This is a genomic window from Streptomyces sp. NPDC004561, assembly GCF_053602155.1.
Genome location: NZ_JBSGDB010000503.1, coordinates 1 through 5,989 on the forward strand (window position 1 = coordinate 1; position 5,989 = coordinate 5,989).

Sequence of the window (5,989 nt, forward strand, 5' to 3'; positions counted from 1 at the left end):
ACGACAGGCCGACCGTAAGGCTGCTGCCGCGACGGCAGCGGCCACGGCGGATGCCCTGCGCTACTACTCGGTCGCCCCGGGCGTCCGCCTGAACGTCCGCAGCGGCCCCGGCACCGGCTACAGCCTCGTCCGCGTCCTGCCCGAGGGAGCCAGGGTCCACATCTACTGCCAGTCCCCGGGCACCAGCGTCACGGGCCCCTACGGCACCTCCAACATCTGGGACAACATCAGCAACGGCGAGTACGTCTCCGACGCCTACGTCCAGACCGGCAGCGACGGCTACGTCGCCCCGCGCTGCGGCTGACCCCGGCCGGCGGCCCGCCACCGCCCGGGAGCCATAATCGTCCCGTGAGCGACGAAACCGGCAGCCCGGGCACCCCGGCGGACTCGGCGGCCGGCGGCCCCCGCCCCGAGTCCCTGCGCTTCTTCGGCACGTCCTGGGTGGACCACGACAACGGCTACGGGGCCCGCCGCGCGGCCGTCGCCGTCGGCTCCCTCGCGGCCGCCGTCGCCTCCTGCCTGGTCCTGCGCTTCGCCTACCAGGGCATCCAGATCGCCGACACCGGCATGTTCGTCACCGCGCTGATCGTCGTCATGTTCGCCGTGTGCACCGCGCTCGCCTTCAGCAACACCTGGGGCGGCTTCGGCAGGCGTCACGACCCCCAGCGCCAGGCCTCCCTGCGCGGCCTGCTCGCCATCGGCTTCGTCGGCTCCCTCCTCGCCTACTTCGTCCGCTCCCTCACCGAGGCCCCGGGCGAGAAACTGCACCGCGAGGAGTACGAGAAGGCCCGCGCCGAGTACGAACAGCGCAGCACCCGCCGCTCGGGCAACCCGTCGAAGAAGAAGCGCCGCCGCTAGGCAAGCGACCGGGAAATGGAGTGGCCAGCCGCTGGGAAAGAGAGGCGGCCGCGGATCGAGGAGAAGCGGCCGGGGCCGAGGAGAGACGGCCGAAAAGCGAGGCCCCGCGCCGAGGCCCGCTCATAAGTCGCTGTCCCATCCGCCGCCCGCCGCCCACGATGGGCTGATGACGACCACGCAGCCGCCCACCGACCCCACCACCGCCCGCGCGCACTCCTTCAACTCCGCCGCCGCCCAGTACGCGGCGAACCGCCCCTCCTACCCGCCGGCCCTCTTCGACGCCGTCGAGCGACTGGCCGGCCGGTCCCTGTCCGGCGCCAGGGTCGTGGACGTCGGCGCCGGCACCGGCATCGCCACCGCCCTGCTGCACTCCCGCGGGGCCGACGTCCTCGCGGTCGAACCCGGCGAGGGCATGGCCGCCGAGTTCCGCCGCACGCTGCCGCACATCCCGCTCGTCCGCGGCAACGGCGACGACCTCCCCGTGGCCGACGCCCAGGCCGACTTCCTCACCTACGCCCAGGCCTGGCACTGGACCGACACCGCCCGCTCGGTGCCGGAGGCACTGCGCGTGCTGCGGCCGGGCGGCGCGCTGGCGCTGTGGTGGAACACCGACGCCCTCGACGTCGAATGGATCGCGGAGGCCGCCGACCGCACCGCCCGCTTCGTCGGCATCGACCTCGCCGCCGAACAGAGCAAGTCCGGCGAGCGGACCCGGCGGGCCGACCCCAGCGGCCGCCTCGACTTCACGCGCCAGGAGGTCCGCTGGAGCCGCCGCGTCCCGATCGACACCCATCTCGCCAACATCGGCAGCCACTCGTTCCTGCTCGTCCTGCCCGAGCCGGACAGGGCCGCCTTCCTGGAGGAGGAGCGCGCCCAGCTGCTGAAGGTCTTCCCCGACGGCATCGTCGAGGAGACGTACGACGTGCTCCTGCTCGTCGCCACCAAGCCCTGAACCCCGCGGTGTTCCGCCGGCAGCGGCGGCCGGGCACGTCCCGGCCGCCGCTTTGCCGTGCCGCCCCTTGACGTCCACGGCACCAGGGGCAGATTATTCATCGCATGATGAATTATGAGCCGGACCCACCCCACCCGGCACCGGCCCCCGCCGTCCACGCCGAAGACCTCACCGTCGTCCGCGGCCCCCGAACCGTCCTGCACCACCTCTCCTTCACCGTCCCGCGCGGCCAGATCACCGGCCTGCTCGGCCCCTCCGGATGCGGCAAGTCCACCCTCATGCGCTCCGTCGTCGGCACCCAGGCCAAGGTCACCGGCACCCTCGACGTCCTCGGCCACCCGGCCGGCCACCCCACCCTGCGCACCCGCATCGGCTACGTCACCCAGGCACCCTCCGTCTACGACGACCTGACGGTCCGCCAGAACCTGGACTACTTCGCCCGCGTCCTCGACCCCGGCCTCCGCCACGATCGGCTGCGCTCGGACGGGAGGACCCCCGGCACCGCCGAAAGCCGCCGCGACCACGTCAACCGGGTCATCGCCGACGTCGACCTCACCAGCCACGCCGACACCCTCGCCGGCAACCTCTCCGGCGGCCAGCGCAGCCGCGTCTCCCTCGCCGTCGCCCTCCTCGGCACGCCCGAACTCCTCGTCCTCGACGAGCCGACCGTCGGCCTCGACCCCGTCCTGCGCCGCGACCTGTGGAACCTCTTCCACGACCTCGCCGCCACCCGCGGCACCACCCTCCTCGTCTCCTCCCACGTCATGGACGAGGCCGAGCGCTGCCACCGCCTCCTCCTCATGCGCGAGGGCGAGATCCTCGCCGACGACACCCCCGACGCCCTGCGCACCCGCACCGCCACCGACACCGTCGAGGCCGCCTTCCTGCACCTCGTCGACCAAGCCGCCACGGCGGGCCGCACCAAGGAGAGCACCCGATGAGCACGACCGCCCCCGCGCCCACCGGCGTGTTCAACCCCGCCCGCACCACCGCCACGGCCGCCCGCGTCCTGCGCCAGCTGCGCCACGACCCGCGCACCATCGCGCTGATGATCCTCGTCCCGTGCCTGATGCTGGTCCTGCTGCGCTACGTCTTCGACGCCAGCCCGCGCACCTTCGACAACATCGGCGCCTCCCTGCTCGGGATCTTCCCGCTGATCACGATGTTCCTGGTCACCTCCATCGCCACACTGCGCGAACGCACCTCCGGCACCCTCGAACGCCTCCTCGCCATGCCCCTCGGCAAGGCCGACCTCATCGCCGGCTACGCCCTCGCCTTCGGCATCCTCGCCATCGTCCAGTCGGCCCTCGCCACCGGCCTCGCGCTCTGGGTCCTCGGCCTCGACGTCACCGGCTCCGCCTGGCTGCTCCTCCTCGTCGCACTCCTCGACGCCCTGCTCGGCACGGCCCTCGGCCTGTTCGTCTCGGCCTTCGCGGCCTCCGAATTCCAGGCGGTCCAGTTCATGCCGGCGGTGATCTTCCCCCAGCTCCTCCTCTGCGGCCTGTTCACCGCCCGCTCCAACATGCACCCCGTCCTGGAGGCCATCTCCGACGTCCTCCCCATGTCGTACGCCGTCGACGGCATGAACCAGGTCCTCCACCACACCGACATGACGGCCACGTTCGTGAGGGACGTCCTGATCGTGGCCGGCACCGCCGTGCTGGTCCTCGTCCTGGGCGCGGCCACCCTGCGCCGACGTACGCCGTAGGTGTTCCGCCCAGCGGACAACCGGCGCGCACATCTCCGCTGCGGTGCAAGGATGAAGCGCATGAGCCAGAAAGTCGCAGTCCTCGGCACCGGCAAGATCGGCGAAGCCCTGCTCAGCGGAATGATCCGGGCCGGCTGGGCCCCCGCCGACCTCCTGGTCACCGCCCGCCGGCCCGAACGCGCCGAAGAGCTCCGCACCCGCCACGGAGTCACCCCGGTCACCAACACCGAGGCCGCCAAGACCGCCGACACCCTGATCCTCACGGTCAAGCCGCAGGACATGGGCGCCCTCCTGGACGAACTGGCCCCGCACATCCCCACCGACCGCCTGGTCATCAGCGGAGCCGCGGGTATCCCCACCTCCTTCTTCGAGGAGCGCCTCGCCGCGGGCACCCCGGTCGTCCGTGTCATGACCAACACCCCCGCCCTCGTCGACGAGGCCATGTCGGTCATCTCCGCCGGCAGCCACGCCACCGCCCAGCACCTCGCCCACGCGGAGGAGATCTTCGGCGCCGTCGGCAAGACCCTCCGCGTCCCCGAGAGCCAACAGGACGCCTGCACCGCCCTGTCCGGCTCCGGCCCGGCGTACTTCTTCTACCTGGTCGAGGCCATGACCGACGCCGGCATCCTGCTCGGCCTGCCCCGCGACAAGGCCCACGACCTCATCGTCCAGTCCGCCATCGGCGCCGCCGTGATGCTCCGCGACAGCGGAGAGCACCCCGTCAAGCTCCGCGAGAACGTCACCTCGCCTGCCGGTACGACGATCAACGCCATCCGCGAACTGGAGAACCACGGCGTACGCGCCGCCCTCATCGCCGCCCTCGAAGCCGCCCGCGACCGCAGCCGCGAACTCGCCTCCGGCAAGAAGGACTGAACCCGAGCCGGGGGCGACCACGCCAGGCCGGCAGGTCGCCCCGGCACGGGAACGCCTACCGGGCCGCGCTCAGCGCGCCCTCCGCCACGGGCGGCAGCAGCCCGATCGCCCGGTAAGCGGTATCGACGATCGGCCGGGCCATCGCCCGGGCCTTCTCCGCACCATCCCGCAGCACCCCCTCCACATACGCCGGATCCGCACACAGCTCCCGGTGCCTGGCCTGCACCGGCCCGAGCACCTCCACCACGGCTTCCGCGGTGTCCTTCTTCAAAGCGCCGTACGACTGGTAAACGTCCGCCAGTGACTCAGGGTTCCCGCCCGTGCACGCTGCGAGAATCTCCAGCAGATTCGCCGGTCCCGGCCGCCCCTCCCGGTCGTACACGACATCCCGCCCGCTGTCGGTGACGGCCCGCATCACCTTTCTGCGCACGACCTCCGGCTCGTCCAGCAGATAGACGATCCCCGGTCCCGAGTCGTCCGACTTCCCCATCTTCGACGCCGGGTCCTGAAGGTTCATCACCCGAGCGGCCACGTCCGGACGGGTGGCTTTCGGCACCACGAACGTGTGCCCGTACCGCTGGTTGAACCGCACCGCCAGGTCCCGCGTCAGCTCCACGTGCTGCACCTGGTCGTCGCCGACCGGCACCTCGTCCGTGCCGTACGCCAGGATGTCCGCCGCCATCAGCGCCGGATACGTCAGCAACGACAGCCGTACGCTCCCGCCGCGCTCCCGCTCCCGCCCGGCCTTCTCCTTGTACTGGATCATCCGCCGCATCTCGCCGTCGGTCGCCACGCATTCCAGCAGGTACGACAGCCTCGTGTGCTCGTCCACGTGGCTCTGCAGGAACACGGTGCACACCTCCGGATCGAGACCCGAGGCCAGCAGGAGCGTCGCCGTCTGCCGGCTGAGCCTGCGCACCCGCGCAGGATCGTGGTCCACGGTCAGCGCGTGCAGATCCACCACACAGAACAGCGCGTCCGCCCTGTGCTGGTCCACCTCGGCCCAGCGCCGCATGGCTCCGAGGTAGTTCCCCAGCGTCAGGTGCCCGGTCGGCTTGATCCCGCTGAAGACCCGTGTCATCTCCACTCCACCTCCTGATCGAGACCGCCGTCCCTGCGGCCGGCCCCCGGAGTCCTGGAGGAGATACGAGAACGGCCGCCGAGGCGGCGGCCGTTGAGTGCATACGTGAGCGCGGCCGCCGTCAGGCGGCCCACCAAAGCTGGGTACACGTACGCGTGGTCATGAGGGTCAGGCTACGCCTCCCGAGGCCCCCTGACCCTCGAGTTGACACGCCCCGACGTGATCCGTACAGTTCTCCGAGTTGTCCGACGTGAGCTCCGACTCCGGTCGGTCCCCGGACAGCCATTCCGCAAGTACCACTCACCATCGACGCTCCGGCGCCGGATGCTTTGGCGTGCGTATTTGCGAAATGAGGAATCCGCGTTCGAAAGGACGCAGGCCCCCGATTAGCTCGGAGGCCGGGAATCCGCTAAAGTCTCACTCGTCGGAACGGCCCAACGGCCGGGAGGACAAGCCCCGCTGACTGGGGGTCAGGCCCGAAAGGATCTGATAGAGTCGGAACCGCCGGAAAGGGAAA

Annotated in this window: 7 protein-coding genes; 6 read left to right on the top strand and 1 reads right to left on the bottom strand. The window is 71.3% G+C overall.

What is annotated here, in order from left to right; genetic code table 11:
- The first annotated feature begins 55 nt into the window (after positions 1-55).
- From ACWEN3_RS39080 to proC, 6 genes are all read left to right on the top strand, one after another.
- The gene (locus ACWEN3_RS39080; protein ID WP_452981298.1) at positions 56-304 is read left to right on the top strand and encodes an SH3 domain-containing protein; all 249 of its coding nucleotides are present in this window, start codon (positions 56-58) and stop codon (positions 302-304) included.
- A gap of 44 nt (positions 305-348) precedes the next feature.
- The gene (locus ACWEN3_RS39085; RefSeq protein WP_452981280.1) at positions 349-858 is read left to right on the top strand and encodes an EamA/RhaT family transporter; all 510 of its coding nucleotides are present in this window, start codon (positions 349-351) and stop codon (positions 856-858) included.
- A 166-nt stretch (positions 859-1,024) separates the two neighbouring features.
- The gene (locus tag ACWEN3_RS39090) at positions 1,025-1,810 is read left to right on the top strand and encodes a class I SAM-dependent methyltransferase (protein WP_452981283.1); all 786 of its coding nucleotides are present in this window, start codon (positions 1,025-1,027) and stop codon (positions 1,808-1,810) included.
- Positions 1,811-1,914: 104 nt separating this feature from the next.
- Positions 1,915-2,751, top strand: coding sequence for an ABC transporter ATP-binding protein (locus ACWEN3_RS39095; protein ID WP_452981286.1), 837 nt, complete (start codon positions 1,915-1,917; stop codon positions 2,749-2,751).
- Complete coding sequence (locus ACWEN3_RS39100; protein WP_452981289.1) at positions 2,748-3,518, top strand: ABC transporter permease; 771 nt, start codon at positions 2,748-2,750, stop codon at positions 3,516-3,518. Before ACWEN3_RS39095 ends, ACWEN3_RS39100 begins: the two co-directional genes overlap by 4 nt.
- 60 nt (positions 3,519-3,578) lie before the next feature.
- A complete protein-coding gene (gene proC, locus ACWEN3_RS39105) occupies positions 3,579-4,391 on the top strand; it encodes a pyrroline-5-carboxylate reductase (RefSeq protein ID WP_452981292.1) in 813 nt (270 codons plus the stop codon).
- A 55-nt stretch (positions 4,392-4,446) separates the two neighbouring features.
- Here proC and trpS read toward each other — a convergent pair whose 3' ends face one another.
- Entirely contained in the window at positions 4,447-5,472 is a 1,026-nt protein-coding gene (gene trpS / locus ACWEN3_RS39110) for a tryptophan--tRNA ligase (protein ID WP_452981295.1), read from the bottom strand.
- Positions 5,473-5,989: the final 517 nt, after the last annotated feature.

Bases quoted from the DNA above. Each gene is read 5' to 3' on its own strand.
- ACWEN3_RS39090 (WP_452981283.1), top strand. From the start codon at position 1,025: ATGACGACCACGCAGCCGCCCACCGACCCCACCACCGCCCGCGCGCAC.
- ACWEN3_RS39095 (WP_452981286.1), top strand. From the start codon at position 1,915: ATGATGAATTATGAGCCGGACCCACCCCACCCGGCACCGGCCCCCGCC.
- ACWEN3_RS39100 (WP_452981289.1), top strand. From the start codon at position 2,748: ATGAGCACGACCGCCCCCGCGCCCACCGGCGTGTTCAACCCCGCCCGC.
- proC (WP_452981292.1), top strand. From the start codon at position 3,579: ATGAGCCAGAAAGTCGCAGTCCTCGGCACCGGCAAGATCGGCGAAGCC.
- trpS (WP_452981295.1), bottom strand. From the start codon at position 5,472: ATGACACGGGTCTTCAGCGGGATCAAGCCGACCGGGCACCTGACGCTG.